Source organism: Cytobacillus solani (assembly GCF_006704205.1).
GTDB lineage: Bacteria > Bacillota > Bacilli > Bacillales > Cytobacillaceae > Cytobacillus > Cytobacillus solani.
Genome location: NZ_CP041305.1, coordinates 2733906 through 2759616 on the forward strand (window position 1 = coordinate 2733906; position 25711 = coordinate 2759616).

Here is a 25711-nt window from a genome sequence, read left to right on the forward strand (position 1 = left end):
CAACGGTGGCTGAACGAGAGGGGAATTAAAATGGAAGAAATATCAATTGGATTATTAGGTTTAGGAACTGTCGGATCAGGTGTAGTGAAAATCATTGAGAATCATCAAGATAAGCTTATTCATCAAGTAGGCTGTCCCGTTAAAGTAAAAAAGATCCTTGTGAAGGATTTAAATAAAGAGCGAGCTGTTCAAGTGGAACAGGCACGATTAACTACTAATCCTGATGAAGTTTTAAATGATCCGGAAATTGATGTCATTATTGAAGTCATGGGCGGAATTGATGAAACGAAAAAGTACTTAAAACAAGCATTGCTCAATCGGAAAAATATTGTTACAGCCAATAAAGATTTAATGGCTTTACATGGTGCGGAGCTTCTAACCATTGCTTCAGAAAATGGCTGTGATCTGTTTTATGAGGCAAGTGTAGCTGGAGGAATCCCAATCTTAAGAAGCCTTGTCGATGGTCTGGCCTCTGACCGAATCACAAAGATGATGGGAATTGTAAATGGAACAACTAATTTTATCTTAACGAAGATGGCAAAGTTCGGAAGTGCCTATGAAGAAGTGCTTAAGGAAGCACAGGAGCTCGGCTATGCAGAAGCAGATCCAACAGCAGATGTTGAAGGGCTGGATGCAGCAAGAAAAATGGCGATCCTATCTACACTTGGATTTTCGATGAAAATTGATTTGGATGATGTAAAGGTAAAAGGAATTACAGGAATTACAGAAAATGATTTAGAGTATGCGAAGCAGCTTGGCTATACAATGAAGCTGATCGGTATTGCTCATAGGGAAGGAGAAAAAGTTGAGATCAGTGTTCAGCCTACTCTATTAGTAGAATCACATCCGCTCGCATCAGTCCAGGACGAATTTAATGCTGTTTATGTTTATGGGGAAGCTGTTGGGGAAACGATGTTTTACGGGCCAGGGGCAGGCAGTTTGCCGACTGCTACTGCTGTTGTTTCAGACCTTGTAGGCGTAATGAAAAATATGCGTTTAGGCGTAACTGGAAAAAGTGCGGTTATCCCTCAATATAAAAAACTGCTAAAGGAACCAGGAGAAATATATTCTAAATACTTTTTACGCCTGCATGTGAAAGATGAGGTTGGTGTTTTTGCTGATATTACTTCTATCTTCTCAGAGCACGGGGTCAGCTTCGAAAAGATCCTCCAGCTGCCTTTAAAGAAACAGGGAATTGCAGAAATTGTTCTTGTTACCCATCAAGCTTCTTTGCAAGATTACGAGGATAGTCTAGTTAAATTAAGAGATTTGCATGCCGTACAGACAATTAAAAGTTCATACCGGGTGGAAGGGAGTGCAAATGTATGAGATGGGAAGGTCTATTAAAAGCTTATAAAGAGTATTTACCAATAAATGAGCATACGCCATTACTTACATTAAATGAAGGGAATACACCTCTCATCCGGCTTAATAAGCTATCTGATGAATGGGGGATAGACCTGTATGTCAAAACGGAAGGTGCCAATCCAACTGGTTCATTTAAGGATAGAGGAATGGTTATGGCCGTCGCGAAGGCAAAGGAAGAAGGCAGTGACACCATTATTTGTGCTTCAACCGGCAATACGTCAGCGGCGGCAGCAGCTTATGCAGCAAGGGCGGGTTTAAGATGCATCATCGTTATTCCAGAGGGGAAAATAGCGATGGGGAAGCTTGCGCAGGCCGTCATCTATGGGGCTGAGATTATTTCTATAGAAGGAAACTTCGATGAGGCATTGGCAATGGTTAGAAGGATTAGTGAAGTAGAACCTATTACTCTAGTAAATTCAGTTAATCCATACCGTTTAGAGGGGCAAAAAACTGCTGCATTTGAAATTTGTGATCAATTAGGGCAGGCACCGGATATTCTTGCCCTCCCTGTCGGAAATGCAGGAAATATTAGTGCTTACTGGAAAGGATTCAAAGACTATCATGCAGTAAAAAATACAGGATTGCCGCGCATGCATGGGTTTGAGGCAGAAGGAGCAGCGGCGATTGTGCACAATCGAATCTTTGAAAATCCAGAAACAGTGGCAACAGCGATCCGAATCGGAAATCCTGCTAGCTGGCATTTAGCAACAGCTGCATTACATGAGTCCGAAGGGAAAATCGATGAAGTGTGCGATGAGGAGATCTTGTATATGTATAGAAAATTAGCCTCATCAGAAGGCCTCTTTGCTGAACCTGCTTCTTGTGCATCACTTGCAGGGATCTATAAACAGCTCCGTCACGGGGAAATCCCGCATAAATCAAGAGTTGTTGCTATTTTGACAGGAAATGGACTTAAAGATCCGAATATTGCAATGGAATGCAGTCCTGTTAAACCTGTTTGTCTGCCAAATGATGAGTTTGCAGTTTCGGAGCATATTAAGGGAGTTGTCCATGTATGAGCGAAGGTGAAATGCTCATCATTAAAGTTCCTGGAAGCTCAGCAAATTTAGGGCCGGGCTTTGATTCCATTGGTTTAGCATTGAATGTGTATTTAACATTAGAAGTAGAGAAGGCGAAAGAATGGGAGGTTGTTCCTCTTTCTGAAGAGTTGAATATTTTTCCAAAGGATGAAATGAATTATATTTTTCAAATTGCCATAGAAACTGCTGAGAAACATAATAAAAAGCTGCCAGCTTGCCGGATTAAAGTAAAAAGTGATATTCCTCTTGCAAGAGGGCTTGGTTCTAGTGCGGCCGCCATTGTCGCAGGAATTGAGTTAGCCGATGCGCTCTGTAAACTCCATCTGACTCAACAAGAAAAATTGGAATGGGCTTCTAAGATTGAAGGACATCCAGATAATGTTGGTGCCAGCCTATTAGGCGGGCTGGTTGTAGGCTGTCAGTTTGAGGATGAAGTGAGTATTGAATCCTTTCATCACCTTGAAATCGATATTGTTGCAGTGATTCCAAGGGAAGAGCTCTTAACAAAGGATTCAAGGGGGGTACTGCCACAAACCTTTTTATATGAAAATGCTGTACAAGCTGGGGCGATTGGGAATGTGATGATTGCTGCTCTGCTAAATGGCAATTATAAGCAGGTCGGAAAAATGATGAAGGCTGACCGATACCATCATCCATATCGAAAAGAAATAGTGCCGCATTTGCAAGTAATTGAAGAGCTGGCACCAGACTTCGGAGCATTCGGAGTAGCTTTAAGCGGTGCAGGACCAACGATATTATGCTTGGCGGAAAAGGGGGCAGGCATCGATTTGGCAAAGAGGCTGGCACATGCACTGCCAGAGATGGAATACCGTTATTTAAACATTGAACAAGCTGGAAGCAAGGTGTATGTTTCAAATAAAAAGCGATGTCTCAAATGACATCGCTTTTAGTATTAAAAAACTTGTTCTACTTCTGTAACGCCAGGTACTTCTTCTAAAAGAGCGCGTTCGATTCCAGCTTTTAATGTGATCGTTGAGCTTGGGCATGAGCCGCAAGCACCAAGCAGACGTAGCTTAACGATCCCATCCTCTACATCAACTAATTCACAGTCTCCTCCATCACGTAGAAGGAATGGACGCAATTTATCTAATACTTCTTGAACTTGCTCAAGCATAGCTGTTTGTTCTGCCATTTGTATCTACCCCTTTCTTATTAATTATTATAATCATTCTCACTGCAAAAATCTATTTTAAGACGCGGATTTCCACTAAATGTGAAATTACTTAGGTTTCTATTATTATAATATTGTAAAATAGGATTAAGGATACATTTTTAAATAAGGGGGAAAAGAAATGAAACGAGAGGTTGAAATAAATGTATATGGGGCTGAGCAGCTATGTCCAAGCTGTGTGAACCTTCCTTCTTCAAAAGAAACATATGAATGGCTACAAGCAGCTTTGGAAAGAAAATATCCTCACCAGCCGTTTAAGATTACGTATGTAGATATTCATAATCCGCCTGATGATAATGAGAAAAGAAGCTTTGCCGAAAGGGTTATTGAGGAGGATATGTTTTACCCTGTTGTCTTAATAGAGGATCAGTTAGTTGGTGAGGGCAACCCCAGATTGAAAACGATTTATGCGGAAATGGAAAAACATGGGTACACCGCAGAATGAAAAAATGGAGCATCCTTTATTGGGATGCTCCTTACTTAGAGAATAAGATGATTCTTTATTTAAAGAATTGTCTAGCTGCAGCCCACAGTGTACTTCGGTCTTCCTCCCTACGATAAGTCAAGTACGAATGCGCTATCGCTCTTCGTGCTTCCTATATCTCAGTCGATAGCCCTCACAGTCCATATGTCGCTAAGCAGGGGCCTTCCGCTTTTCGTTATCCTCGATGGTTTTTATACATCCATAAAATTCCGGATTTGATCATTCTGGCAACTCGGCCAGTAATTGGTCTCTCTGCAACGACACCGAATCCGTGTTTTTTTCCAAGTGAACCAAGAACCCCTTTTAACTTAATCGTTGGCATTTCTTCGGGTAATTCTTCACCTTTCCAACGTTTTAATAGAATTTGTACAATTTGCTCTGCCTGTCCTTCTGCAAGCTGGGCACTTGGAGCATGAGGAAGACTTGCACAATCGCCGACAACATAGACATGCTCATCTGTTGGAAGATTATGGTGCTTTGTCAAAACGACGCGTCCTTGTGAATCTTTTTCAACCTTCATTTCCCGAACGACTTTATTCGGCTGAATCCCTGCAGTCCAAACGATTGCATCACAGGAAATTGGCTCATCATGATTAAAAAGAGTATTTTCCTCTACACGTGTAATATTGGAGTGGCTGACAATTTCAACACTATGACTATCAAACCAATTTTCAACATACTCGCTTAGTCTCTCTGGGAAGGCAGATAAAATGTGACTTCCACGATCAAATAATTTAATTTTTAAATCTGGACGGCTTTCATGAAGCTCTGAAGCGATCTCTACTCCGCTTAATCCAGCACCGACGATTGCTACAACTGATCCTGGGGTTAAATTATTCAATGCTTGATAAGTGGCACGGGATTTTTCGATCGTTTGGATGCTGTACGTATGAACATCTGCACCTGGTACATTGTGGTATTTATCTTCACATCCAAGACCTATAATTAAATCGTCATAAGAAACAGAATTTTCTCCCTGCAATTGCACCTGTCTATTCTCAATATCTACGCCAGTAATCTCTCCAAACTTAATTGTTAATCGTGGATGTTCAGGATATGCCACACGAACATGCTGGTCTGAAATGGTCCCAGCGGCTAAGGCGTAATACTCCGTTTTTAAACAATGATATGGAACACGGTCAATAAGCGTAATGGATACATCTTCTGGAAGATGATTTGGCAAAAGTCTGGCTAACACTCTCATCCCTCCATAGCCTCCGCCAAGGATAACAAGATTCTTCATTTTACATTCCCCTTTAAGTTAACTCTAAAGTAGTGATTTTTCTGAAAAATAACTTTAAAAAATTAAAAAAACTTTCTTTAAATATAAATATCTAATACCCTTTATTCATAGAAAGTATAACGAAATTGTGACAAAATCACAACAGCTATAGGGTGAAACTTGACAAAACAAGTCAGTAAATAGTAATTGTGCTCAAGTGTTGAGGGGATATTAAAGTAAAAACAATTGCGGAAAAATATGAAAAAAGGTAGCATTATCATGACTGCAAATATGAACGGGTCCATGGAGGACTCATCAATTACTCATAGAATAAACGTTTATATAGATGGCAATTTAGGTAAGAGGTGATCGAAGTGATAAAGCCAATCATAGAGTTTTGTATCAGCAATCTGGCAAGCGGTTCACAAAAGGCTTTAGAAACCTTAGAAAAGGATTATGATCTTGATGTCATTGAGTATGGCTGTCTTGGCTATTGTGGAAAGTGTGCAAATTCTCTTTTTGCACTTGTAAACGGAGAACCAGTAACAGGTGAAACACCAGAAGAACTGGTAAAAAATATATATCAATTTATAGAGGATAATCCGATGTTTTAATGGGCATTGGTTCCCGGAATGAGTGGGATGAGTAGAAAAGAGTACTCAATAAGGTGTATTGGTTTCTGAAATGAGCTGGAAAAGAGTAAAAGAGTAGTCAATAAGGTGCATTGGTTCCCGAAATGAACGGGAAAAGAGCAAAAGAGTAGTCAATAAGGTGTATTGGTTCCTGAAATGAGCCGGAAAAGAGCAAAAGAGTTGTCAATAAGGTGCATTGGTTCCCGAAATCAGCAGAGAAAGTAAAAAGTTGTACTCAATAGGTGAATAAAACGATCTTATAACAAAAAGCCACACCGATTTCAAGTGAAATTAGGTGTGGCTTTCTTTTAACTGATGTTTTCTGTAAGTTTTGCCGATTTTTGTTCTTCACGTATATCATACCAGCGCTCTTTTGCCATATCGATAATTCCAGATTCAACTGTCCGATTTTGCTGTTCGATTACCTTTGAAAAATACTTTACTGCTTGATCAGTTTGGTGGGTTCTTCGTGCTAATTCACCAATTAAATATAGGATCCTCACTTCCGAAACTTGTGTCCCCTTAAAATCATCTTCCATATATGATTGTAAATAAGCATCCATAGCAAGCTTCATAAAACGCTTCTCTTGGTCCGTATTTTCTAAAAGACGGTATAACCATGCGAGTCTCATGTAAGTACCTGCAACGACAATTTGCTTTTCTTTTTTCAATAAACTGCAATAAATCGCTAGTTTATATGTTTTTATTGCATCGGAAACCCTTCTCTTCTGTCCAAAATCATGTGGAACCCATTGAGAGCATACCTTTGAATGAATTTCTTCAACTGCACCTTGAGGAAAATAGGGAGTGAAATCATCTGTTGAGGAAAATCCGCAATGTGGACAGACATTTACATGATATAAAATAGGATTGATCTCATCAGAGGCATAGATTGGGCAAAAATCAGTATCGTAGCTTGTCACTTTAATAAATCTTGAACGTAGTTTTTTCGTTGTAAAGGTTTTTTTGCACATTCTGCATTCACACTTTTTGTCATAGATGGGTTCAATTTGTGTCACTGAGATCGCCTCCTAGGTACAAAGATTTATTGTTTGTTAAATGGACTATCGTTCATTATTACTATAATTATACTCTATTCAGGAAGAAAAGCACGAAGTTTGTTGCTGAAAAATGATTGGTTCTCATTAGTTGAGGATGAGAGACTTAGTGTATATACTATTAATAAGATGGATTTAATTTTTATTAATAAGTGCAAGGAGGGAAATATAAAATGAGTGAAATCGTTATTTTAACAGAAGCAGCTGCTCTGCAAATAAAAGAAATGATGAAAGCGAATGAGGAGGAAAATGCTTCTTTGCGTGTTTCAGTAAAGGGCGGAGGATGCAGCGGTTTATCATATGGTATGGGATTTGCACATGAAGTAAAAGAAAACGATACCCAATTTGAACAGCATGGAATTCAAATCGTTGTAAACAAAGAGGATGCACCTATTCTGCAAGGGACGAAAATTGATTATAAAGAATCTATGATGGGCGGCGGATTTACAATTGATAATCCAAACGCGATTGCATCTTGTGGCTGCGGATCATCATTCCGTACAGCAACTGCGGCTGGAACTCCAGAAGAGTGTTAATTGGATCAAAACCTAAAGAATTGGCTGATAAATGTACAGACTGATAAATTTCACAATCATACTAACTTTCAGCATGCTAAAATGTAAAAGGTATCCAAAAGTGAAATTTTGGATACCTTTTTTCATTAATTAAACATCGATGAACTGTGCAATGGCTGGATTTTAGCCTTTGGATCGATGTAAGCCTTTGCATTATTTACAGCAGTAGGTGCTTCTCCAAAGCCGCAGGCAATAAGCTTCACTTTTCCGTCATATGTACAAATATCTCCAGCAGCATAAATGCCAGGAATGTTTGTTTCCATTTTTGAATTCACGACAATGGAATTCTTTTCGATTTCTAGTCCCCATTCTTTAATTGGGCCAAGTGAAGAAACGAAACCATAGTTGCAAATCACTGCATCTACATCCAGCGTTACTTCTTCTTTATCATTTACACCTTCAAGGACAACACCAGTTATGCCATTGTCATCCCCGATTAATTCAGCAGGAATGTACGGTGTTTTAATTTCTACTTTTGAGTTATTTAGATTTTCCACACTATGTTCATGAGCACGGAATTTATCACGTCTGTGAATGATTGTTACTTTTTCAGCAATTGGCTCTAGCATTAATGCCCAGTCAACTGCAGAATCTCCTCCGCCAAATACAACGACCTTTTTCCCTGCAAACTGGTTTAAATCGTCGATGAAATAATGAAGGTTCTTGCCCTCATATTGTACAGCACTATCAAGCTCTAGGCGACGAGGTTGGAACGCACCATTTCCAGCTGTGATGACAACTGTTTTTGTATAATGGATTTCTTTATTTGTAGTCAGTTTAAAAATACCGTCATCTTGCTTTTCAAGCTTTTCCACTGATTGTTCTAATGAAGTAGTGGGCTCGAATTTTGCCATTTGTTCCTTTAGATTATTTATTAGTTCTTGTGCACGTACCTTAGGAAAACCTGCAACATCATATATGTATTTTTCAGGATAAAGGGCTGATAATTGACCACCAAGCTGTGGCAAGCTTTCGATAATTTTTACAGAAGCTTGTCTCATTCCCCCGTAGAAAGCAGTGAATAACCCTACAGGTCCTCCACCAATAATAGTTATATCATACACTTTTTGATCTTCGTTCACTCCATATCCCCCCATTAATAAAGTACACATTCCATCATAAATAATAACATAAATTAATATAAAGCTCACTCTTTGGAAAAAATATTATGAAAAGGTTAAATACTCTAAACATATCCTTGAGGATGAAAAACTAGAAAAGGCGTGGAAACACAAGGGAAATACGTATATACTAAATACATTTTTAAGCTTTTTGGCTTGAAAATCAATTGGAAAAAGCATAATATGTAATGTGAGTATATTGTTAATATTTTATGACATTTTTTCAACATTTTTTTGTCTATTTTAGTGAATAACATCACAAACTATTATCACTAAAAGTACAGCGGTTTCTAAAAATGAACAGTAGAAAATACTAAAAAAGGTGGAAGATACACGTTGAGAAAGGCAAAGATTGTAATTTTAGGAGCAGGTTACGGTGGACTAATGACTGCAACTCGTTTACAAAAAGCAGTCGGAACAAATGAAGCTGAAATCGTATTAGTGAATAAGAATAGCTACCACTATGAAACAACTTGGTTACATGAGGCATCTGCAGGTACTTTACACCATGACCGCGTTAGATATGATATAAAAAATGTAATTGACACGAATAAGGTAGACTTTATTCAAGGCACAGCAGTTGAAATTAAGACTGAGGATAAAAAGGTCATTTTAGAAAATGGTGAAATCGATTATGACTTTTTAGTCGTAGCTTTAGGTGGAGAGTCTGAAACATTTGGCATTAAGGGATTAAAAGAATATGCTTTCTCCATTGTAAATGTAAATGCCGCTCGTCAAATTCGAGAGCATATTGAATATCAATTTGCTACTTATAATACAGAAGAAGAGAAAAAGGATGAGCGCTTAACCATTGTTGTTGGTGGCGCTGGATTTACAGGAATTGAATTCCTTGGAGAACTAGGAAACAGAATTCCAGAACTTTGCAAAGAGTACGATGTTGATTTCCAAAAGGTAAAAGTCATTTGTGTAGAAGCAGCACCAATGGTACTGCCAGGATTTGATCCGGAGCTTGTGAATTATGCGGTTGCCTATTTAGAAAAGAAGGGTGTCGAATTCCGTATTGGCACAGCGATTAAGGAAGCCACTCCAGAAGGAATCATTGTTGGAAAAGGGGAAGAGGAAGTCGAAGAAATTAAGGCAGGTACAGTTGTATGGGCTGCTGGTATTCGTGGGAATTCAATCATTGAAAAATCAGGCTTCGAGGCTATGCGTGGACGTGTAAAGGTTCATTCAGATTTACGAGCTCCTGGACATGATCATGTATTTATCATTGGCGACTCTTCCTTAGTCATTAATGAGGAAATCAATCGCCCTTATCCGCCGACTGCGCAGATTGCTATGCAGCAAGGAGAGACTTGTGCTAGAAATCTTGTTGCTTTAATTCGCAATAAATCTGATTTAGAAACGTTTAAGCCAGATATTAAAGGAACAGTATGTTCCCTTGGTGAAGATGATGCAATTGGGGTAGCGTTTGGTAAGAAAATGATTGGGACTAAAGCTTCGTTTATGAAGAAAATGATTGATAATCGTGCATTGTACATGATTGGCGGTCCTTCACTTGTATTGAAAAAAGGAAAATTTAATATTTTATAATAGAACTTTAAAAGGGTCAGGCTTCTAGCCAGACCCTTTTGTTTTTATTTTTTGATATTTCGTAAAATTTAAAGAATGAATGAGGAAATTTAAGATAATCCAGATTGTATGCGTTACCAGTGGAGATTTTTCGCGAAATTTAGAGCTTTTCAAATTCTATTATTCTTGGTATATTATCAGAAAATTCAGTTACAAAAAGGAGATGGAGAAAATGAAAACAAAGAACTATGAAAAATCAAATGGATGTACGTACTGCTCAGGAAAAGGATATTTTCAGCTTCTCCTTGGCGGTTCAGAAACTTGCACATGCTGCAGTGGATCTGGAAAGAAAAAAGAATCGTAAAATTAGTTGCTCCGCCAATGGCGGAGTTTTCTTTTCTATGGGGGAGCTCCCCCTATTTTTATTGACTCCCATTTGCACATTCAGTACACTAAATATTGATGTGTAAAGGGAGGAACAAAACGATGGAAATGACTATTTTCGTATTGCCTATTTCAATGCTGCTCTTTTTTGTCCTGTTTTTTGGGATTGGTTTTATTTTAAATATGCTATTAAGAATGTCTTGGATTATGGCTATTGTCTATCCGATTATTGCTATCTTCATTATTGATAAAGTTCGATTTATAGAATATTTTTCTAATAGTAAAGAGTCATTTGCAAGTCTAGGTTCTGAATTAACCCAGCTCGCCACTGCTGATATTCTCATTTTATTGAGTGGTCTTGCAGGTGCAATTGGAGCGGGTATTACGATAAAAATCCTCCGTAAAAAAGGATATCAAATGTTTTAAACTCAAAATCTCTGCCCATAAGGGGCTGTTGACAAAATGGGAAAAGAGCTTTGCTCCTTTCCCATTCTCTTTTTAAGAGTATATTTATTAGTTTTCTTTATAATTTTTGTCTTAATTCATTACCTTTATAATTCTTTTTAAATTTAATGCCAACGCTGAAAAAAGGCATTGTTCAGAAATTTTTTCAATGCCCCTCTTATATGTTTTATACAGGTTATGCTTAGATTTCAATGTTCCGAAGGAACCTTCACACCAAACTCTTCGGAGCTTTTGGAATGCTTTATATTCACTAGTTTTTGCCCTCTGAGTATTTGCTTCCAACAATTCATGTGCAATTGGTCGAGAAATCGTTCTTTTACTTGCTGTTTCCCCAAAACAACATTCTCGAAATGGACAGACTTTACAGTCTTTACTTTTAGCAGAATACGTTTTTAAATAATTATCAGTTTCTTTTTTTCTTAAATGGGTAAACGTAAGTGTTTTTTTATTGGGGCAAGTATACGTATCAGTGTCAATGTTATAGGTAAACTCCTTATAAGACGTTGTTTCGAAAGGTGTAGTATATCCTATGGGACTAATATAACCTGTGATTTCCAATGTTTTTAAGCCATGATGAATCTTAGTTTTATCATATCCTTTATCAGCTGCCACATTTTTAATGTTTAATTCAAATTTTTCTTGTATCACATTTAATCTATCTATAAAAGGCTCACAATCATTTATGTTACCAGCACTCGGATGAATATCAACTATGATTCCGTTTTTTGTATCAATACTTGCATGTGCTAAGTAGTGGGGACCAGATGGCTTTCCAGGGCGATTTAATAAGCCAGAGTCAGGGTCCGTTTTTATTACAGAAATCTTTTCGGTAGATGAACTCTTTGATTTTCTGCCTCGTTTCTTCTTCCCAGATTCAATTCTTTTATCCTCAAGCTCTTTTTCAATTTTTTTGGCTTCCTTTTCAAGGGTATTCAAATATTGAGAAGGTGTTTTCTCTACAACTACCTTTTCGGCCTTACCCTTTGCAGCACTAGCTTTAATATGGGTAGAATCAGTAACAATGACTTCACCAGTCACTAACCCATTCTCTATACAAAGATCTATAATATAATCAAAAATTTCTTGAAAGACAGTACTATCCTTAAATCTCCTTCGTCGATTCTGACTAAATGTGGAGTGATCAGGTACAGTGTCAGATAAATCAAGCCCTAAAAACCAGCGATAAGCAATGTTTAGATTGACTTCTTGTTCTAACACTCGTTCTGAATCAACATTATAAAGATAGCCAATGAGTAACATCTTAAATAAAAGTACAGGATCAAGTGATTTCCTGCCGAGTTTCGAATAATATTTTTCCATTTTGTTATATACAAAAGAGAAGTCTATCTTTTCATTAATTTGGCGAAGAATATGATTTGAAGGAACAAATGTATTTAAATCAATAAACTCTAGTTTACTTTGATATTCATCTTTACGACCCATCATAAAAATTCCCCCAATACAAAACCTGTATAGAATAATTAAATTCTACACAGGTATTGGTAAATCCTATTAGTTTGTCAACAGCCCCCATAAGCAGAGGTTTTTTATTTTATTTAAAATTTTGTAAATTAGTAGCTGTTTTCTTGGAAACAAAGGGTTTTTTATCAGGAAAAGGATAGATTTATTGTTCTTCTTTCCACATTATTTATTCCTTTCATGAATATTTCTTTAAATCTTGGGAAATGAATATTCTTGGGAGGAGTGAAATTATAAATGAGAAGAATAAAAAATTGGACAAGACGAATAATAATGTCAACTCTATTCATTGCGGCATTTTTAACGACTTTCCAGTCTATTTCGGGAGTGGAGGCAAGATCTCTTGTAAATTATTTAAGTAGTGAAGAGATGGGCACAAACGAACAGTCTGATCAAAATCATTTTGACCATACATTAAAAAAGGTTGGAGTAGCTTTTAAATTTTTAAAACGATTTGTGAATGGTGATTTGCAAATTTCATCGAGCAAGGAAGTGTCAGGACATTCGCCGACCTTAGAGGAAGCAATTGATTGGACGCAGTATCCAATCAAGACAGTTGTGGCAACAGGCTATACTGCTTATTATGAATCAACCGGCAAGCATCCTGGTCATCCAAGCTTTGGGATTACATATTCAGGGGTAAAGGTAAAGAGGGATTTGTATTCCACGGTTGCTGCAGATTTAAATGTTTTTCCGATTGGAACGATTCTTTTTGTACCTGGATATGGGTATGGGGTTGTTGCTGATAAAGGTGGAGCGATTAAGGGAAATAAAGTAGATCTCTATTATGAGACAGTTGAAGATGTATACAATAATTGGGGCAAAAAAACATTGGATGTCTATGTTGTCGAAATGGGTGACGGCACCTTAACAGAAGAGGAGCTTCATGCATTGAATGAGAATGAATCCATGCAAGTTTTCCGCCAGCAATATACGAAATCCGAACAGGAATAAGTGTTTCTGCTCTATATGAATGAAAATAATTTAGATGAAAAAACAGGTAACCCGGTTAAAATAGGTACCTGTTTTTTATGTTCTATCTAATGAAGTACGAAATGAAGACCTAATGTTAAAAGAATGCCTGTCAGTCCTCCGAAAAAAACTTCGATTGGTTTATGACCGAGAAGCTCCTTCAATTCTCTCCTTTTTTCCTGTTCGGCTTTCTTCTGCCAAACCTTGGCCTCTTCAATTAAACGATTGAAATCGGATACTAATTGATTTAAGACAATGGCTTGTTCCCCTGCTTGCCGGCGTACGCCCGTTGCATCAAACATCGTGATGATGGCAAAAACGGCTGACACGGCAAATAAAGCGGAATCTAGACCAGTTTCTAAAGCAACACCAGTGGAAAGAGCGGTTACGGCAGCAGAGTGAGAACTTGGCATCCCTCCAGTGCTTGTCAAGAGTGCCCAATTAAGTTTTCTGTAGGCAATGAAATGAATTGGAACTTTGACAAATTGAGCAAAGAAGATGGCTGCAATGGCAGCCCATAAGGGGAAATTCATTAATAATTCCATGTGGAAACCACCTTTATCGCAGATCATAACGAACCTTATTGAAGGCAGATTACGTTGATCCAATTAATAAAATAAGTGCTCAACTTCTATCCCGTTTGTTAAGATGATAATAATAATTTAAAGAGAGTGCAATTCTTTTTTTATAAAGTTATTGTTAACGAGTACGAGGGAGGCATTCAATTGGAGGAGTATCCGCTTGAGTATTATGAGTTTTTTGTGAAGTTTAATGAAGGGGATTACTATACTTGCCATGACCTTCTGGAAGAGATGTGGATGACCGATAAAGGGAATTTATTTTTCAAAGGATTGCTGCAAATGAGTGTAGCTATCTATCATTATGAATATGGAAATGTGAAGGGGGCGAGATTGATGATGGGAGCCGCCAATGAATATTTGCAGGCTTACCGTCCAAAGCATTGGGGGCTTGATCTGGAGCATGTATACTCATTTATTGAAAAGGCTTTAGTGATCTTTCCGGGAAAAATTGATCGAGTCCCCTTTGAGGAAGTAAATACGCTTCCGAAATTGCCAGAATTAATTTTATTTCTAGAAGATTAGCTAGTCGAAATTGTTTCCTGTTTCCTGATATAATGAAAGCAACTTTATGGGGGTGACAAAATGTTTACTGTAAAAAGAGAAATCAATTTTTCGAATGAACATGAATGTTTGATCATTGGTTTATTTGAGAAACCAAACAAATTTGATGGCGTTCTTGCACAACTAGATCAGCAATTTGAAGGACAATTAACGGAGCTCGTCAAAAGCAAGGACCTTTCAGCAAAGAAAAAAGCAGTAACAAAAGTACATACATTTGGACGTATGGGTGCGAAGAGATTATATGTTGTTGGTCTTGGCCGTGAAAAGGATTACTCCTTTGATGTGTTGCGGGAAGCACTTGGAAAGACCTTTAAGGTTGTTAAGTCTTCTACGATTCAGGAAGCTGCTGTTTATCTAGATTCTTTCCTAAATGAAAATGTGGATGCACTAGATGCAGCACATGCGGTTAGTGAGGCTTTCGCTTTATCTACCTATCGTTTCGCAGGATATAAGCAAAAATCGAATGAACCAGCAAAGAATATTGAAGATATGACTGTTTATAGTGAAGTAGCGGATGAAGAGGATGTAAAAGCTTCGTTAACAGTTGGCTATGCACATGGAAAAGGAACAAACTCAGCTCGTACACTTGTGAACCTGCCGGGAAATATGCTTACCGCTACAGACATGGCTAATTATGCGAAAGAGCTAGCATCTAAGTATGATTTCGAAGCGGAAATTCTTGAAAAAGAAGATATGCTAAAGCTAGGGATGGGCGCCTTACTTGCTGTAAACCAAGGGTCTACTGAACCGCCAAAAATGATTGTCCTGAAGTATCAAGGAAAAGAAGAATGGAAGGACGTTATTGGTTTAGTTGGCAAAGGCATTACCTTTGATACTGGCGGCTATTCTATTAAGTCAAAGGACGGCATTGTCGGAATGAAAACCGATATGGGAGGAGCCGCGGCTGTTCTTGGAGCGATGGAGATTATCGGTGAATTAAAACCTGAGCAGAATGTTGTCGCAGTTATTCCTTCTACTGACAATATGGTTAGCGGGAACGCATTTAAACCAGATGATGTGATTACATCAATGAGCGGCAAAACGATTGAAGTATTGAATACAGATGCGGAAGGACGGCTTGTGCTTGCTGATGCAGTTACATATGCGAAGCATCATGGAGCAAATTATTTAGTGGATGTAGCCACTTTAACTGGCGGGGTAATCGTGGCGCTTGGAACGGAAACGACTGGTGCGTTAACGAATAATGAGGCATTATGGGAGCAGGTCCTAGAGGCATCCTATGAGGCTGGAGAGCCAATTTGGCGTTTGCCTTTATTTGAAAAAGACAAACAAAGAGTTAGAAGCAGTAAAATCGCAGATTTAAACAATTCACCTGGCCGTGAAGGTCATGCCATCATGGGTGGCGCTTTTGTCGGTGAATTTGCAGAGGATACCCCTTGGGTACACTTGGATATTGCAGGAACATCTACAACTCGCAAGGAGCATGACCTTGGACCAGCAGGAGCAACTGGAGTAATGGTCCGTACACTCGCCTTGTTTGTAGAAAGATTTGAAACTGAATCGAATTAAGTTTAAAGCTTCGGAATAATTTTCCGAAGCTTTTTTTTGATACAAGTTGACAAAAAGCGATAGGATATGATAATTTTATACTCATATTTTAGTTCTCTACCAATTTACCAAAGTAAAGTAAGATTATGAGAGAGGGTTATCATCATGAATGCAGTCATCATAGCAGTTTTTGTTATGCTTGTATTAAGTCTTTTACGCGTAAATGTCGTTTTATCTTTAATTGCAGGAGCGCTAGTCGGTGGTTTAACTGGAGGCTTAAGTATAAATCAAACAATTGAGGTCTTCTCAAATGGGCTTGGAGGAAGTGCTGAGGTAGCATTAAGCTATGCCTTGTTAGGAGGATTTGCCATTGCTATATCAACCACAGGCCTGCCGAATTTACTAGTGGAGTGGATTCTTCAGAAGGTTGGAAGAGAAGGAGATTCCAAAGGAAAGAAACTTTCTAAAGCACTGATTGTCTTATCTATTTTAATCATGGCTTGTTTTTCCCAAAATGTGATTCCGATTCATATTGCTTTTATCCCTATTCTCATTCCGCCTTTATTAAGGGTAATGAATGAATTAGGTATTGACCGCCGCTTGATCGCTTCAGTCTTGACCTTTGGTTTAACGGCACCTTATATTTTGCTTCCAGCAGGTTTTGGACAGATTTTTCACGAAATCCTAGCAGACAACATGAAAAGCAGTGGATTGGCCGTTGACTTGAGTGATATTCCCAAAGCCATGCTGATCCCAACAGCTGGACTTGTAGTCGGACTGCTAGTTGCTATATTTATATCATACCGAAAGACAAGAAACTATCAGCAAAGTAAAATAGAGGAAATAGAAAAGGCAGGATACTCAAAAGCAGGGATTATTTTCTCTATCATTGCTATTATTGCTGCACTTCTTGTTCAAATTAAGCTCGATTCCATGATTTTTGGGGCATTAACTGGAATTCTTGTTATTTATATAAGCGGTGCGGTGAAATGGCGTGAAGCAGATCAGCTGTTAACAGAAGGGATGAAAATGATGGCCTTCATTGGTTTCGTTATGCTGTCAGCCTTTGGATTTGCTGATGTGCTTAAAGAAACTGGAGATGTAGAAAGCCTCGTAAAACAGTCTGCGGCAATTATTGGCGGAAGCAAATCACTTGCTGCGCTCCTTATGTTAATTGTCGGTCTTATTGTAACGATGGGAATTGGTTCATCCTTTTCAACGATTCCAATCATTGCAACGATTTTTGTTCCGCTTGCGCTTGAAATAGGCTTTAGTCCAATGGCTACGATTGCGTTAGTTGGAACTGCTGCAGCACTAGGAGATGCGGGTTCGCCAGCATCTGACAGTACATTAGGACCTACAGCCGGATTAAATGTAGACGGCCAGCATAATCATATTTGGGATACCTGTGTGCCAACATTCCTTCATTATAATATCCCGTTAATCCTCTTTGGATGGCTGGCCGCAATGATTCTTTAATTTTTTAACATGCAGCTCCTATAAATGGGAGCTGTATTTCTTTTTTTAAAATTTCAATGGATGAGGGATTTAGAAGCCAAATAAAGAGGTAATAAGATTTTTCCTTTTGCTTTTCTTCCTTGGTAATTCCTTATCGAAAACGAATACATGATCGGATGGGATATGCTGATTCTCCTTATTTATCCCTTCTTCAAGGCATTGTATTCTCTTATTTAACATCTCTACCTCAGCTTGCAGCTCCTCAATTTCCCGCCGATGCTGTAAAAGCTGATAGGATACAACATCATCCGCCTTTTTATTTAGTCTTTGCTCGAACTCGTTCATTCTTGCTAGAAGTTTCTCAGAAAATGGATCATTTCCGGCTGATTTTACTACACCGGTACGCGTCTTTTTTCGTTCTACCGTTACATCCTGAATCATGACCCCCTTTTTTAGCTGTTCCTGAACTTGTTTTAGCAGCTGAATATCCTCGTCTGTAAATGAATAATGCCCGAGTTCATTCCTTTCCATTTGGAGCTCCAGCTGCTTCACCCATCGTTGGATTGTGCTTGATGAAACCCCTAATAACTTTGCGACAGCACTTGTATTCATCCTGAAACCTCCTTAAGCTTCCCTTTTAATAGTGGATTCTCTGAGTTAAAAGCAGATTCCTTCCCGTATGACAAAACAAGTTTCTTTTCGGCAAAGAAAGAGGATTTATTACAAGTTTTTTCCGGCTCATTATTCAAAAAGAAAAGCCATACAAAAAAGTATGGCAAAAGGAATGAATCGGTCTTTACTATTTTTTAATCAAAGCTAAAAAAGTCTTTAAACACAATTGCTGCATATCCCAAATACCCATGAAGAGTTTGATTGGCAGTGGCAGGTATCTTAGGGGTTAACAAATAAAACATACGCATCCTCCTTTTTTAAAATGCTTTCCCCTGCTGATTCATGTCATCATCAGCAGGGGAAGTCACATGAAACCTTTCATATCATCTAATTGGAGCGGTCAGACAGCCACTTGTCTAAATAACCTGGTGCTTTGCCTTCTTTTGCAAGACTCCCGTGGCCTCCTTCGAGAATATGGAAGGATTTATCTATACTTGAAACATGGTCGACGATCGGCAGGATTTGTTCGATTGGAATCAGTCGATCATGACTAGCGCCTACTGCCATTAAATTCGCTGTAATATTTTCTAGTTTAGCTGGTTGATCTCCAATTACTAGATTCCCATTGATAAGTTTATTTTCTTTCTCAAAGTCAACTGCCATCTGCTTTAATGCTGCAGCAGATAAAGGGATGTGACTGTTGGTCCAATAATTAAAGCGACTCCATTTTAAATTTCGCTCTTCATCGTCTGCATGGCTTAAAAGAGAAAGATAAGGAGAGTAAGAGATGGGTACTGTAGCTAGCCGCATCCCCCTTTTAACATATGCGGGAGGGATAATTCCCCAAGCATCTAATATTGGATTAAGATTGATCTCTCCATTTTGGAGCATTTTTACGCCTTCACTGAAAATAGGCATGACACTAAAATCAATCGGAGCAACAGAAATAATAAGATTTTTAATTGGTTCATCGGCAATGGTTGCATAGATAGCAGCAAACGTACCGCCCATACAAAAGCCCATTAATGTGATTTCTGACGCGTTTGAATGGAGCAGTGCTCGTTGAACGCCTTTTTTTATATAGCGAAGAATGTAATCATCCACTGTCAAATCTTTATCTTCATATCCAGGTATTCCGAAATCAAGGAGATACACCTCGTACCCGCTAGAGGTAAAAGCTTCGATTAAGCTATATTTAGGACCAAGATCAAGAATAAATGGTTGATTAATAAGTGAGTAAATCAAAAAAAGCGGTACCTTATATTTTTTATTTTCTGAAGGATAATACCAAAGAGTGGCTTTGTTTTTCTTCCAGATGGCAGTTCGTGGTGTCAGTCCAACCTCAGGTTCTAAGGCAGAAATCGTTTTGATAAAGCCCGTCCATCTATTTATTTTTGGAGTACTCATATTTTTCCCTCTCCCATCTATTTGAGGAAGAAAAGGAAGGACTATTTACAATTGTGTCCTTAAATTCTTCAAAGGACCGGTTTAATTGCGTGACTTGCTCTTCTAATAAATCCAATTTCTCTTCGGCTTGGATAAATAATTTTGTTGTGTTGGCTACGTCGTTTTTTGTTGGAAAATTAAAGGGGATCGATAAGGTTTCGACTGTTTGCTGCAGCTTGCTTATGGAAGCAGCTACAAGCCGTGATTGATTATTCACTGCTTTTAGAATGGATGGTTGATTAAGTGCATCATGAATGGAGTTGTTTAGACCCAACTCTACCTTCAGACCTAATTTCTTGACAGCATTTAGTATTTCTTGCGTGTGGTTTGTAGTCATTATATACGCTCCTTTCTTAGTAACTATCGTTAAGCGGGGCGCTTCCGCTTTTTTATATTCCTGATATCAGCCCGCCATCAATGACGAGTACTTGACCAGTTATATAGTCAGAAGCATTTGAGGATAGGAAAAGGGCTGCTCCTTTAATATCCTGATCAGTGCCAAAGCGACCAGCAGGTATTCTTTTTAAGATAATATGGCTTGTTTGATCAAATGCCTTTGTTTTTTTACTAGGAAAAAATCCTGGAGCAATGGCATTCACTTGAATATTATGCTGTGCTAGCTTTATTGCTAAATCTTTCGTTAATGCATTGACAGCGCCTTTACTTGTACTATAAGCAATAGCATCTAGGAAAGCAGGATTCGTTCCTTTGATTCCAGTTATGGATGAAATATTGATAATTTTCCCATTTCCTTGCTGAGCCATTATTTTGCCCGCTGCCTGCGAAAATAGGAACATTCCTTTCAAATTCACATTCATGACTTTATCCCATTGATCAGCCGTTATTTCTAGTGTAGGAGCAATCCAAGAGGTGCCGCTATTGTTAATAAGAATATCAATCGTGCCAAAGTGCTGAACCGTTTGATCTATTACAGCTTGAATATCCGCTTGGTTTGTAATATCGCATGTTATTGCTAACGATTGTACGCCTTTTTTCACTAGCTGCTCACTAATCTTTTGACAGTCTTCTAGATTTCTAGAGCAGATGACTACATTTGCCCCTGCCTCTGCTAGTGCATTGGCCATTTGTTCCCCAAGCCCTTTTCCTCCGCCTGTTACAATGGCCGTTCTATTCTGTAAATGAAATAAATCCATTACATCCAAATGATATCCCTCCTTATAATTAGTTTTCGAGTAAATGTCTTCGTTATAGTATAGACAAGCATAAGAAGAAGGGTGTCAAAAATGAATCGTTTGCCCGGAAATACCGCGCTTTGAATGGCTTGTCAAACAATTATGTGGATTTTGAAAATAAAGAGGATTGGTGTTGATTATTCTAATTCTTATCATTATACTTAGGGTAGTTTTGATAATAAAAGAGTTGTATAGAAAGGGGAAAATACAATGATTATCGGAGTACCTAAGGAAATAAAGAATAATGAGAACCGTGTGGCAGCAACCCCTGCTAGCGTGTATACATTAGTTCGTGCAGGACATCAAGTTTTAGTAGAAACAGATGCTGGCCTTGGAAGCGGTTTCACTAATGAGGATTACAAGGAAGTTGGAGCAGAAATCGTCTCTACAGCAAAAGAGGCTTGGGCTGCAGAAATGGTTATGAAGGTAAAAGAGCCGCTTGAATCCGAATATACATATTTCCGTGAAGGCCTAGTGCTTTTCACATACTTACACTTAGCTGCAGAGCCTGAATTAGCAAAGGCTTTAGTTGAAAAGGGTGTTACGGCAATTGCATATGAAACAGTGGAAGTCAATCGTACATTGCCATTGCTTACACCTATGAGTGAAGTAGCTGGCCGTATGGCTACTCAAATTGGCGCACAATTCTTACAAAAAACAAATGGCGGCAAAGGAATTTTGCTAGCTGGTGTTCCTGGCGTTTCACGCGGCAAGGTAACGATTGTCGGAGGCGGTGTTGTTGGTATTAATGCGGCTAAAATGGCAATCGGCTTAGGAGCTGATGTGACAATTATTGATTTAAGCCCAGAACGTCTTCGCCAACTTGATGATATTTTTGGAAACAGCATTCAAACCTTAATGTCTAATCCATTCAATATTGCTGAAGCAGTGAAGGAAAGTGATCTTGTTGTTGGCGCTGTCCTTATTCCAGGAGCTAAGGCACCGAAGCTTGTTACAGAAGAAATGGTTAAAACGATGTCTCCTGGCTCTGTCGTAATTGATGTGGCTGTTGACCAAGGTGGAATTTTTGAAACAGTAGATCATATTACAACACATGATAACCCAACATATGAAAAGCATGGGGTTGTTCACTATGCAGTTGCGAACATGCCTGGTGCCGTTCCAAGAACATCTACAATTGCATTAACAAATGTAACGATTCCTTATGCATTGCAAATTGCAAATAAAGGTGTCAAGAAAGCAATTGATGAAAATCCTGCATTAAAGCTTGGTGTGAATGTTGTAAACGGCAGCATCACATATGAGGCAGTTGCAAGAGATCTTGGATATGATTATGTAACAGTGGACTTGGCATTTGAAAATGCTGCAGCAGCAAAATAATTGAAGATTCCCTTTGGCAAACTGTCAAAGGGATTTTTTGTGAGATCATCGATTGACATTTGAAACAAATATTTATATAATTTCAAAAAAATAGTTAAACATTGATGAGGAATAGTAAAATGTGCACTGTTTATTATAGAGAGGGAGCCAATTGCTGAAAGGGTCCTATAAGCAGCCATTTGAACCTGTCTCTGAGTTCTGTATCATTTAAAGATTACAGCGGGTTTACATCCCGTTATCATGTATGAGTGTAAAGCTTTGCTTTAAATTAGGGTGGTACCGCCAAGTGATTGGTCCCTATTTTATCGTAAAGCTTTTTTATTTTACGGCTGTATTAAAGCTGCATGTTGATAATTGTACTGGTTGATTGTAACGAAAGGCGCGAGACTCCTGCGGGAGATGTAGGACAGGTGAGACCCCGCAGGAGCGTATGCGACGAGGAGGCTCACCGCCTATCTCGCGGAAAGCGAGTGCCTGTAGCGAAAATCAGCAGCCATGTTTAACACAGCCTATTTTATAAGAAATTGAGGTGGATTAAGTGGGAAAAGAGTTTGTAAAAGATATTACGGCAATGGAAGTCGATTTTGCCCAGTGGTATACAGATGTTGTTACAAAAGCAGATTTGATTGATTATTCAAGTGTACGCGGTTCAATGATTATCCGCCCCTATGGATATGCTTTATGGGAAAATATCAAAAATGAGTTAGATGATCGAATCAAAGAAACAGGGCATGAAAATGTCTATATGCCACTGTTTATCCCTGAGAGTCTTCTTCAAAAGGAAAAGGATCATATCGAGGGGTTCGCTCCAGAAGTGGCATGGGTAACGCATGGCGGGGAAGAGGAATTAGCAGAACGATGGTGTGTAAGACCAACATCTGAGGTATTATTCTGTGAGCACTATAAAAACATTATTCACTCATATCGCGATTTGCCAAAACTGTACAACCAGTGGGCAAATGTGGTGAGATGGGAGAAAACGACACGTCCGTTCTTACGTACGCTAGAGTTCTTATGGCAAGAGGGGCATACGTGCCATGCGACAGATGAGGAAGCTCATGAAGAAACGGTTAGAATGCTTGATGTGTATGCGGATGTTTGTGAAAATGTGCTTGCTATCCCGGTTGTGAAAGGGCAAAAAACGGATAAAGAGAAATTTGCCGGGGCGAAATACACGTATACAATTGAAAGCCTGATGCATGATGGAAAAGCATTGCAGTCAGGTACTTCACACCATTTAGGTGATGGGTTTGCAAAGGCTTTTGGCATTCAGTTTACAGATCAAGAGGGGAAATTGCAGTATGTACAGCAAACATCATGGGGCTTTACGACACGTATTATTGGCGCAATGATTATGGTTCATGGAGATGACAGAGGACTAGTTATTCCTCCAAAGGCAGCCCCAACTCAACTGATGATTGTTCCTATTGCCCAACATAAGGAAGGGGTTCTTGATTACGCATATGGCTTGAAAGAAACATTAGCCCGTATTGCCCGTGTCGATATTGATGCAAGTGATAAAAAGCCAGGATGGAAATTTAATGAATATGAAATGAAAGGTGTTCCATTACGACTTGAAGTTGGTCCAAAGGATATGGAAAAGCAGCAAGTCGTTTTGGTAAGAAGGGATACAGGAGAAAAGATCTTTGTACCTACTGATCATTTGGAAGCAAAGATTACTGAAATTCTCGATGATATTCAGAGACAACTATTTGAAAAGGCAAAAGAACTTCGTGAAGAAAAAACGTATGTGGCCCTAAATCATGGGGAATTGAAAGAAACATTCGCGCAAAAGACAGGATTTGTTAAAGCAATGTGGTGTGGCGACAGAAGCTGTGAGGATCAGATAAAAGAAGAAACAGGTGCAACCTCAAGATGCATGCCTTTCAATCAAGAAGCTGTTTCAACAGAATGTGTATGCTGTGGAAAAGAAGCGGAGAAATTAGTTTACTGGGCTAAAGCGTATTAATAACTGGGGAACCTCTAAAGGGAAACTGCTCAATATGTATAAAAGCCCACTCAAATCGGGTAAAAAAAGCATATGAAGTAGTGTAGGAATAAATATTAGGAGGTTACCCAGATGTATAATATTAGAAGAGGCCCACATCCAGGGGATACAAGGTTCTTTTTTGCCGGTCCATTGGTTGGTGGATTATTTGGAGGGTTAATAGGTGGCTTTGCTGGAGCAGCAATCGCTAGACCTCGTCCATTTTACGGGCCTGTGCCATATTATGGACCGCCCCCATTTTATGGACCTTATCCTGCCCCCGCTCCATATGGATATGGTGGCTTCGGAAACCCATATTATTAAAAGAGGAAAGGAAAAAAGCTCTCTTACAAGCGGGAGAGCTTTTTTTGTCTTGAAAAAGTATTGTCTAGCGCAAGGGTCCTATCGCCTATCAAAATTCAGGTCTCCTCCCTACGATAAGTCAACATCGGTTAACTCCCCTTATCGTGTTTCCTTTATCGTGCCGTTGTCCCCTCCAGTTTGTAAGAACGATGATCAATGCGCTTGAGCTTTTCTTATGACCATCGTAATTTAAGTGTCAATTTACAACAGTCATTATAATCTTTACCTGAATCAAAATGTAGGTTCAGTCCGTCTGGCGTGTAAGTAACTTTTGGAATCACTTTAATTCCTGTTGATTTAATCAATTGTTCGACTTTCTCCATTTTTGATTGCTGCGCAGCAGTCATCAAATCAAATGAGAACTTTTTGGATTTAGCCATTTCTGCTAGTAAATGACTCGCTTCTTTCATAATAATTGCCATGTCCTTTGCTGAGGTCATAAACATTCCTGGATCAACATTTTGATATTGTCTATAAGTATTGTGCGGGGAATAATAATAGTTGCAATAAGGATAAAAGGGTGGATAGCTTAGTTTGCAAGGATAGAAATATCGGGGGGTCATGGTTAGCCTCCCCTTTCCGTTATAAATTCACATCATTTTCCTATTTATGAAATCAATATATGCAGATTGGGCTTTTTCTGTGTTTTTACAATCATTATCTTTTAAAGTGGTAAGAATATTCTGTTATAGTAGTAAATAAAGAGAATGGAAAGGAGAAAAGAAGCATGAATATAGAAAATACACTTATAAGTGCTCTTGGAATAGAAATTACTACCCTTGAAAAGGGAAAGGTTGTGGCAACGATGCCTGTTGATGATCGGACAAGGCAGCCCTTCGGCTTGCTGCATGGAGGAGCTTCAGTTGCTTTAGCAGAAACAGTCGCAAGCATCGGTGCTTTTGAGCTCGTGGATAAGGCAACGGAATCGGTTGCCGGACTGGAGATTAATGCCAACCATGTAAGAGGAAAGCGGGAGGGAATGGTGACTGCCACTGCAACCGTCCTTCATCAAGGAAGAACAACTATGGTATGGGATATAAAAGTAGTTGATGAAGAAGAAAAGCTAATTTGTGTTTCAAGATGTACCATGGCTGTGATTAAAAGAAAATAGGCAAAAGGGACTGATCTATGAAGA

General features: G+C 38.8%; 28 protein-coding genes and 1 other annotated feature. Of the genes, 17 read left to right on the forward strand and 11 right to left on the reverse strand.

Annotation, left to right across the window (positions count from 1 at the left end; translation table 11 throughout):
- Positions 1 to 30: 30 nt before the first annotated feature.
- From FI644_RS13660 to thrB, 3 genes are read left to right on the forward strand one after another with little or no spacing between them, the layout of a single operon-like run.
- Positions 31 to 1329 carry a homoserine dehydrogenase gene (locus FI644_RS13660; protein ID WP_053477791.1) on the forward strand — a complete coding sequence of 433 codons (1299 nt, stop codon included), beginning with the start codon at positions 31 to 33 and terminating at the stop codon, positions 1327 to 1329.
- The gene (gene thrC / locus FI644_RS13665) at positions 1326 to 2387 is read left to right on the forward strand and encodes a threonine synthase (RefSeq protein WP_053477792.1); all 1062 of its coding nucleotides are present in this window, start codon (positions 1326 to 1328) and stop codon (positions 2385 to 2387) included. Before FI644_RS13660 ends, thrC begins: the two co-directional genes overlap by 4 nt.
- A complete protein-coding gene (thrB, locus tag FI644_RS13670) occupies positions 2384 to 3307 on the forward strand; it encodes a homoserine kinase (RefSeq protein ID WP_053477793.1) in 924 nt (307 codons plus the stop codon). The genes thrC and thrB overlap by 4 nt, the downstream gene beginning before the upstream one ends.
- Positions 3308 to 3321: 14 nt before the next feature.
- Here the strand turns inward: thrB and FI644_RS13675 are convergent, their stop codons facing one another.
- On the reverse strand, positions 3322 to 3561 hold the full coding sequence (locus tag FI644_RS13675; protein ID WP_053477794.1) for a NifU family protein: 240 nt from the start codon (positions 3559 to 3561) through the stop codon (positions 3322 to 3324).
- 160 nt (positions 3562 to 3721) lie between these two features.
- Between FI644_RS13675 and FI644_RS13680 the strand changes: the two genes are divergently transcribed.
- A complete protein-coding gene (locus FI644_RS13680; protein ID WP_053477795.1) occupies positions 3722 to 4045 on the forward strand; it encodes a YuzD family protein in 324 nt (107 codons plus the stop codon).
- 214 nt (positions 4046 to 4259) lie between these two features.
- Here the strand turns inward: FI644_RS13680 and FI644_RS13685 are convergent, their stop codons facing one another.
- Positions 4260 to 5327 carry an NAD(P)/FAD-dependent oxidoreductase gene (locus FI644_RS13685; protein WP_053477796.1) on the reverse strand — a complete coding sequence of 356 codons (1068 nt, stop codon included), beginning with the start codon at positions 5325 to 5327 and terminating at the stop codon, positions 4260 to 4262.
- Between the two features lie 353 nt (positions 5328 to 5680).
- Here FI644_RS13685 and FI644_RS13690 point away from each other — a divergent pair, with 353 nt between their 5' ends.
- Positions 5681 to 5920 carry a YuzB family protein gene (locus FI644_RS13690; RefSeq protein WP_053477797.1) on the forward strand — a complete coding sequence of 80 codons (240 nt, stop codon included), beginning with the start codon at positions 5681 to 5683 and terminating at the stop codon, positions 5918 to 5920.
- Positions 5921 to 6246: 326 nt separating this feature from the next.
- On the opposite strand, the gene FI644_RS13695 is transcribed toward FI644_RS13690, so the two are convergent.
- Complete coding sequence (locus FI644_RS13695; protein WP_439952623.1) at positions 6247 to 6948, reverse strand: DUF2225 domain-containing protein; 702 nt, start codon at positions 6946 to 6948, stop codon at positions 6247 to 6249.
- Between the two features lie 221 nt (positions 6949 to 7169).
- On the opposite strand from FI644_RS13695, the gene FI644_RS13700 reads away from it, so the two are divergent.
- Positions 7170 to 7532: a HesB/IscA family protein gene (locus tag FI644_RS13700; RefSeq protein ID WP_053477799.1), complete on the forward strand. Its 363-nt coding sequence runs from the start codon at positions 7170 to 7172 to the stop codon at positions 7530 to 7532.
- A gap of 125 nt (positions 7533 to 7657) precedes the next feature.
- Here FI644_RS13700 and FI644_RS13705 read toward each other — a convergent pair whose 3' ends face one another.
- Positions 7658 to 8653: an NAD(P)/FAD-dependent oxidoreductase gene (locus FI644_RS13705; protein ID WP_053477800.1), complete on the reverse strand. Its 996-nt coding sequence runs from the start codon at positions 8651 to 8653 to the stop codon at positions 7658 to 7660.
- Positions 8654 to 9028: 375 nt separating this feature from the next.
- On the opposite strand from FI644_RS13705, the gene FI644_RS13710 reads away from it, so the two are divergent.
- From FI644_RS13710 to FI644_RS13715, 3 genes are all read left to right on the forward strand, one after another.
- Positions 9029 to 10246 (forward strand): NAD(P)/FAD-dependent oxidoreductase, encoded by a 1218-nt coding sequence (locus FI644_RS13710; protein WP_056686124.1) that lies wholly within the window; start codon positions 9029 to 9031, stop codon positions 10244 to 10246.
- 211 nt (positions 10247 to 10457) lie between these two features.
- A complete protein-coding gene (locus tag FI644_RS26330) occupies positions 10458 to 10589 on the forward strand; it encodes a YuiA family protein (protein WP_172797670.1) in 132 nt (43 codons plus the stop codon).
- 122 nt (positions 10590 to 10711) lie between these two features.
- The gene (locus FI644_RS13715) at positions 10712 to 11035 is read left to right on the forward strand and encodes a YuiB family protein (protein WP_053477803.1); all 324 of its coding nucleotides are present in this window, start codon (positions 10712 to 10714) and stop codon (positions 11033 to 11035) included.
- A 111-nt stretch (positions 11036 to 11146) separates the two neighbouring features.
- On the opposite strand, the gene FI644_RS13720 is transcribed toward FI644_RS13715, so the two are convergent.
- Positions 11147 to 12520, reverse strand: a complete 1374-nt coding sequence (locus FI644_RS13720) for an IS1182 family transposase (RefSeq protein WP_142108277.1) — start codon at positions 12518 to 12520, stop codon at positions 11147 to 11149.
- Between the two features lie 270 nt (positions 12521 to 12790).
- Here FI644_RS13720 and spsC point away from each other — a divergent pair, with 270 nt between their 5' ends.
- Positions 12791 to 13507 carry a stationary phase survival protein SpsC gene (spsC, locus tag FI644_RS13725; protein ID WP_053477804.1) on the forward strand — a complete coding sequence of 239 codons (717 nt, stop codon included), beginning with the start codon at positions 12791 to 12793 and terminating at the stop codon, positions 13505 to 13507.
- An 86-nt stretch (positions 13508 to 13593) separates the two neighbouring features.
- Here the strand turns inward: spsC and FI644_RS13730 are convergent, their stop codons facing one another.
- Positions 13594 to 14070: a divergent PAP2 family protein gene (locus FI644_RS13730; RefSeq protein WP_053477805.1), complete on the reverse strand. Its 477-nt coding sequence runs from the start codon at positions 14068 to 14070 to the stop codon at positions 13594 to 13596.
- A 180-nt stretch (positions 14071 to 14250) separates the two neighbouring features.
- Between FI644_RS13730 and FI644_RS13735 the strand changes: the two genes are divergently transcribed.
- The 3 genes from FI644_RS13735 to FI644_RS13745 all read left to right on the forward strand — a co-directional run bounded on the left by FI644_RS13735 (position 14251) and on the right by FI644_RS13745 (position 17655).
- Positions 14251 to 14628, forward strand: coding sequence for a DUF309 domain-containing protein (locus FI644_RS13735; RefSeq protein WP_053477806.1), 378 nt, complete (start codon positions 14251 to 14253; stop codon positions 14626 to 14628).
- Positions 14629 to 14688: 60 nt separating this feature from the next.
- Complete coding sequence (locus tag FI644_RS13740) at positions 14689 to 16197, forward strand: leucyl aminopeptidase (RefSeq protein WP_056686121.1); 1509 nt, start codon at positions 14689 to 14691, stop codon at positions 16195 to 16197.
- Positions 16198 to 16341: 144 nt separating this feature from the next.
- Positions 16342 to 17655 (forward strand): Na+/H+ antiporter family protein, encoded by a 1314-nt coding sequence (locus FI644_RS13745; protein ID WP_053477808.1) that lies wholly within the window; start codon positions 16342 to 16344, stop codon positions 17653 to 17655.
- A gap of 69 nt (positions 17656 to 17724) precedes the next feature.
- On the opposite strand, the gene FI644_RS13750 is transcribed toward FI644_RS13745, so the two are convergent.
- The 4 genes from FI644_RS13750 to FI644_RS13765 all read right to left on the reverse strand — a co-directional run bounded on the left by FI644_RS13750 (position 17725) and on the right by FI644_RS13765 (position 20855).
- Positions 17725 to 18246, reverse strand: a complete 522-nt coding sequence (locus FI644_RS13750; protein WP_053477809.1) for a MerR family transcriptional regulator — start codon at positions 18244 to 18246, stop codon at positions 17725 to 17727.
- Positions 18247 to 18633: 387 nt separating this feature from the next.
- Positions 18634 to 19653, reverse strand: coding sequence for an alpha/beta fold hydrolase (locus FI644_RS13755; RefSeq protein WP_053477810.1), 1020 nt, complete (start codon positions 19651 to 19653; stop codon positions 18634 to 18636).
- Positions 19631 to 20029, reverse strand: coding sequence for a hypothetical protein (locus FI644_RS13760; RefSeq protein ID WP_053477811.1), 399 nt, complete (start codon positions 20027 to 20029; stop codon positions 19631 to 19633). Before FI644_RS13760 ends, FI644_RS13755 begins: the two co-directional genes overlap by 23 nt.
- A gap of 52 nt (positions 20030 to 20081) precedes the next feature.
- A complete protein-coding gene (locus tag FI644_RS13765; RefSeq protein WP_053477812.1) occupies positions 20082 to 20855 on the reverse strand; it encodes a glucose 1-dehydrogenase in 774 nt (257 codons plus the stop codon).
- A gap of 240 nt (positions 20856 to 21095) precedes the next feature.
- Here FI644_RS13765 and ald point away from each other — a divergent pair, with 240 nt between their 5' ends.
- From ald to FI644_RS13780, 3 genes are all read left to right on the forward strand, one after another.
- Positions 21096 to 22226: an alanine dehydrogenase gene (gene ald / locus FI644_RS13770; protein ID WP_053477813.1), complete on the forward strand. Its 1131-nt coding sequence runs from the start codon at positions 21096 to 21098 to the stop codon at positions 22224 to 22226.
- A 92-nt stretch (positions 22227 to 22318) separates the two neighbouring features.
- Positions 22319 to 22528, forward strand: a binding site (T-box leader).
- 269 nt (positions 22529 to 22797) lie between these two features.
- On the forward strand, positions 22798 to 24195 hold the full coding sequence (proS, locus tag FI644_RS13775; protein ID WP_053477851.1) for a proline--tRNA ligase: 1398 nt from the start codon (positions 22798 to 22800) through the stop codon (positions 24193 to 24195).
- Between the two features lie 111 nt (positions 24196 to 24306).
- Positions 24307 to 24537 carry a hypothetical protein gene (locus tag FI644_RS13780; RefSeq protein WP_053477814.1) on the forward strand — a complete coding sequence of 77 codons (231 nt, stop codon included), beginning with the start codon at positions 24307 to 24309 and terminating at the stop codon, positions 24535 to 24537.
- 212 nt (positions 24538 to 24749) lie between these two features.
- Here FI644_RS13780 and FI644_RS13785 read toward each other — a convergent pair whose 3' ends face one another.
- On the reverse strand, positions 24750 to 25016 hold the full coding sequence (locus tag FI644_RS13785; protein ID WP_231690144.1) for a YuzC family spore coat inner layer protein: 267 nt from the start codon (positions 25014 to 25016) through the stop codon (positions 24750 to 24752).
- 287 nt (positions 25017 to 25303) lie between these two features.
- Between FI644_RS13785 and FI644_RS13790 the strand changes: the two genes are divergently transcribed.
- Complete coding sequence (locus FI644_RS13790; RefSeq protein ID WP_053477816.1) at positions 25304 to 25687, forward strand: hotdog fold thioesterase; 384 nt, start codon at positions 25304 to 25306, stop codon at positions 25685 to 25687.
- The last annotated feature ends 24 nt before the right edge of the window (positions 25688 to 25711 follow it).

Excerpts from the sequence above, each read along its gene's own strand:
- FI644_RS13745 (WP_053477808.1), top strand. The coding sequence starts at position 16,342 with ATGAATGCAGTCATCATAGCAGTTTTTGTTATGCTTGTATTAAGTCTT.
- FI644_RS13720 (WP_142108277.1), bottom strand. The coding sequence starts at position 12,520 with ATGATGGGTCGTAAAGATGAATATCAAAGTAAACTAGAGTTTATTGAT.
- FI644_RS13685 (WP_053477796.1), bottom strand. The coding sequence starts at position 5,327 with ATGAAGAATCTTGTTATCCTTGGCGGAGGCTATGGAGGGATGAGAGTG.
- FI644_RS13785 (WP_231690144.1), bottom strand. The coding sequence starts at position 25,016 with ATGACCTCAGCAAAGGACATGGCAATTATTATGAAAGAAGCGAGTCAT.
- ald (WP_053477813.1), top strand. The coding sequence starts at position 21,096 with ATGATTATCGGAGTACCTAAGGAAATAAAGAATAATGAGAACCGTGTG.
- FI644_RS13780 (WP_053477814.1), top strand. The coding sequence starts at position 24,307 with ATGTATAATATTAGAAGAGGCCCACATCCAGGGGATACAAGGTTCTTT.
- FI644_RS13730 (WP_053477805.1), bottom strand. The coding sequence starts at position 14,070 with ATGGAATTATTAATGAATTTCCCCTTATGGGCTGCCATTGCAGCCATC.
- FI644_RS13660 (WP_053477791.1), top strand. The coding sequence starts at position 31 with ATGGAAGAAATATCAATTGGATTATTAGGTTTAGGAACTGTCGGATCA.
- FI644_RS13750 (WP_053477809.1), bottom strand. The coding sequence starts at position 18,246 with ATGAATACAAGTGCTGTCGCAAAGTTATTAGGGGTTTCATCAAGCACA.
- FI644_RS13760 (WP_053477811.1), bottom strand. The coding sequence starts at position 20,029 with ATGACTACAAACCACACGCAAGAAATACTAAATGCTGTCAAGAAATTA.
- FI644_RS13715 (WP_053477803.1), top strand. The coding sequence starts at position 10,712 with ATGGAAATGACTATTTTCGTATTGCCTATTTCAATGCTGCTCTTTTTT.
- spsC (WP_053477804.1), top strand. The coding sequence starts at position 12,791 with ATGAGAAGAATAAAAAATTGGACAAGACGAATAATAATGTCAACTCTA.
- FI644_RS13675 (WP_053477794.1), bottom strand. The coding sequence starts at position 3,561 with ATGGCAGAACAAACAGCTATGCTTGAGCAAGTTCAAGAAGTATTAGAT.
- FI644_RS13700 (WP_053477799.1), top strand. The coding sequence starts at position 7,170 with ATGAGTGAAATCGTTATTTTAACAGAAGCAGCTGCTCTGCAAATAAAA.
- FI644_RS13790 (WP_053477816.1), top strand. The coding sequence starts at position 25,304 with ATGAATATAGAAAATACACTTATAAGTGCTCTTGGAATAGAAATTACT.
- FI644_RS13680 (WP_053477795.1), top strand. The coding sequence starts at position 3,722 with ATGAAACGAGAGGTTGAAATAAATGTATATGGGGCTGAGCAGCTATGT.
- proS (WP_053477851.1), top strand. The coding sequence starts at position 22,798 with ATGGAAGTCGATTTTGCCCAGTGGTATACAGATGTTGTTACAAAAGCA.
- thrB (WP_053477793.1), top strand. The coding sequence starts at position 2,384 with ATGAGCGAAGGTGAAATGCTCATCATTAAAGTTCCTGGAAGCTCAGCA.
- FI644_RS13755 (WP_053477810.1), bottom strand. The coding sequence starts at position 19,653 with ATGAGTACTCCAAAAATAAATAGATGGACGGGCTTTATCAAAACGATT.
- FI644_RS13740 (WP_056686121.1), top strand. The coding sequence starts at position 14,689 with ATGTTTACTGTAAAAAGAGAAATCAATTTTTCGAATGAACATGAATGT.
- FI644_RS26330 (WP_172797670.1), top strand. The coding sequence starts at position 10,458 with ATGAAAACAAAGAACTATGAAAAATCAAATGGATGTACGTACTGCTCA.
- thrC (WP_053477792.1), top strand. The coding sequence starts at position 1,326 with ATGAGATGGGAAGGTCTATTAAAAGCTTATAAAGAGTATTTACCAATA.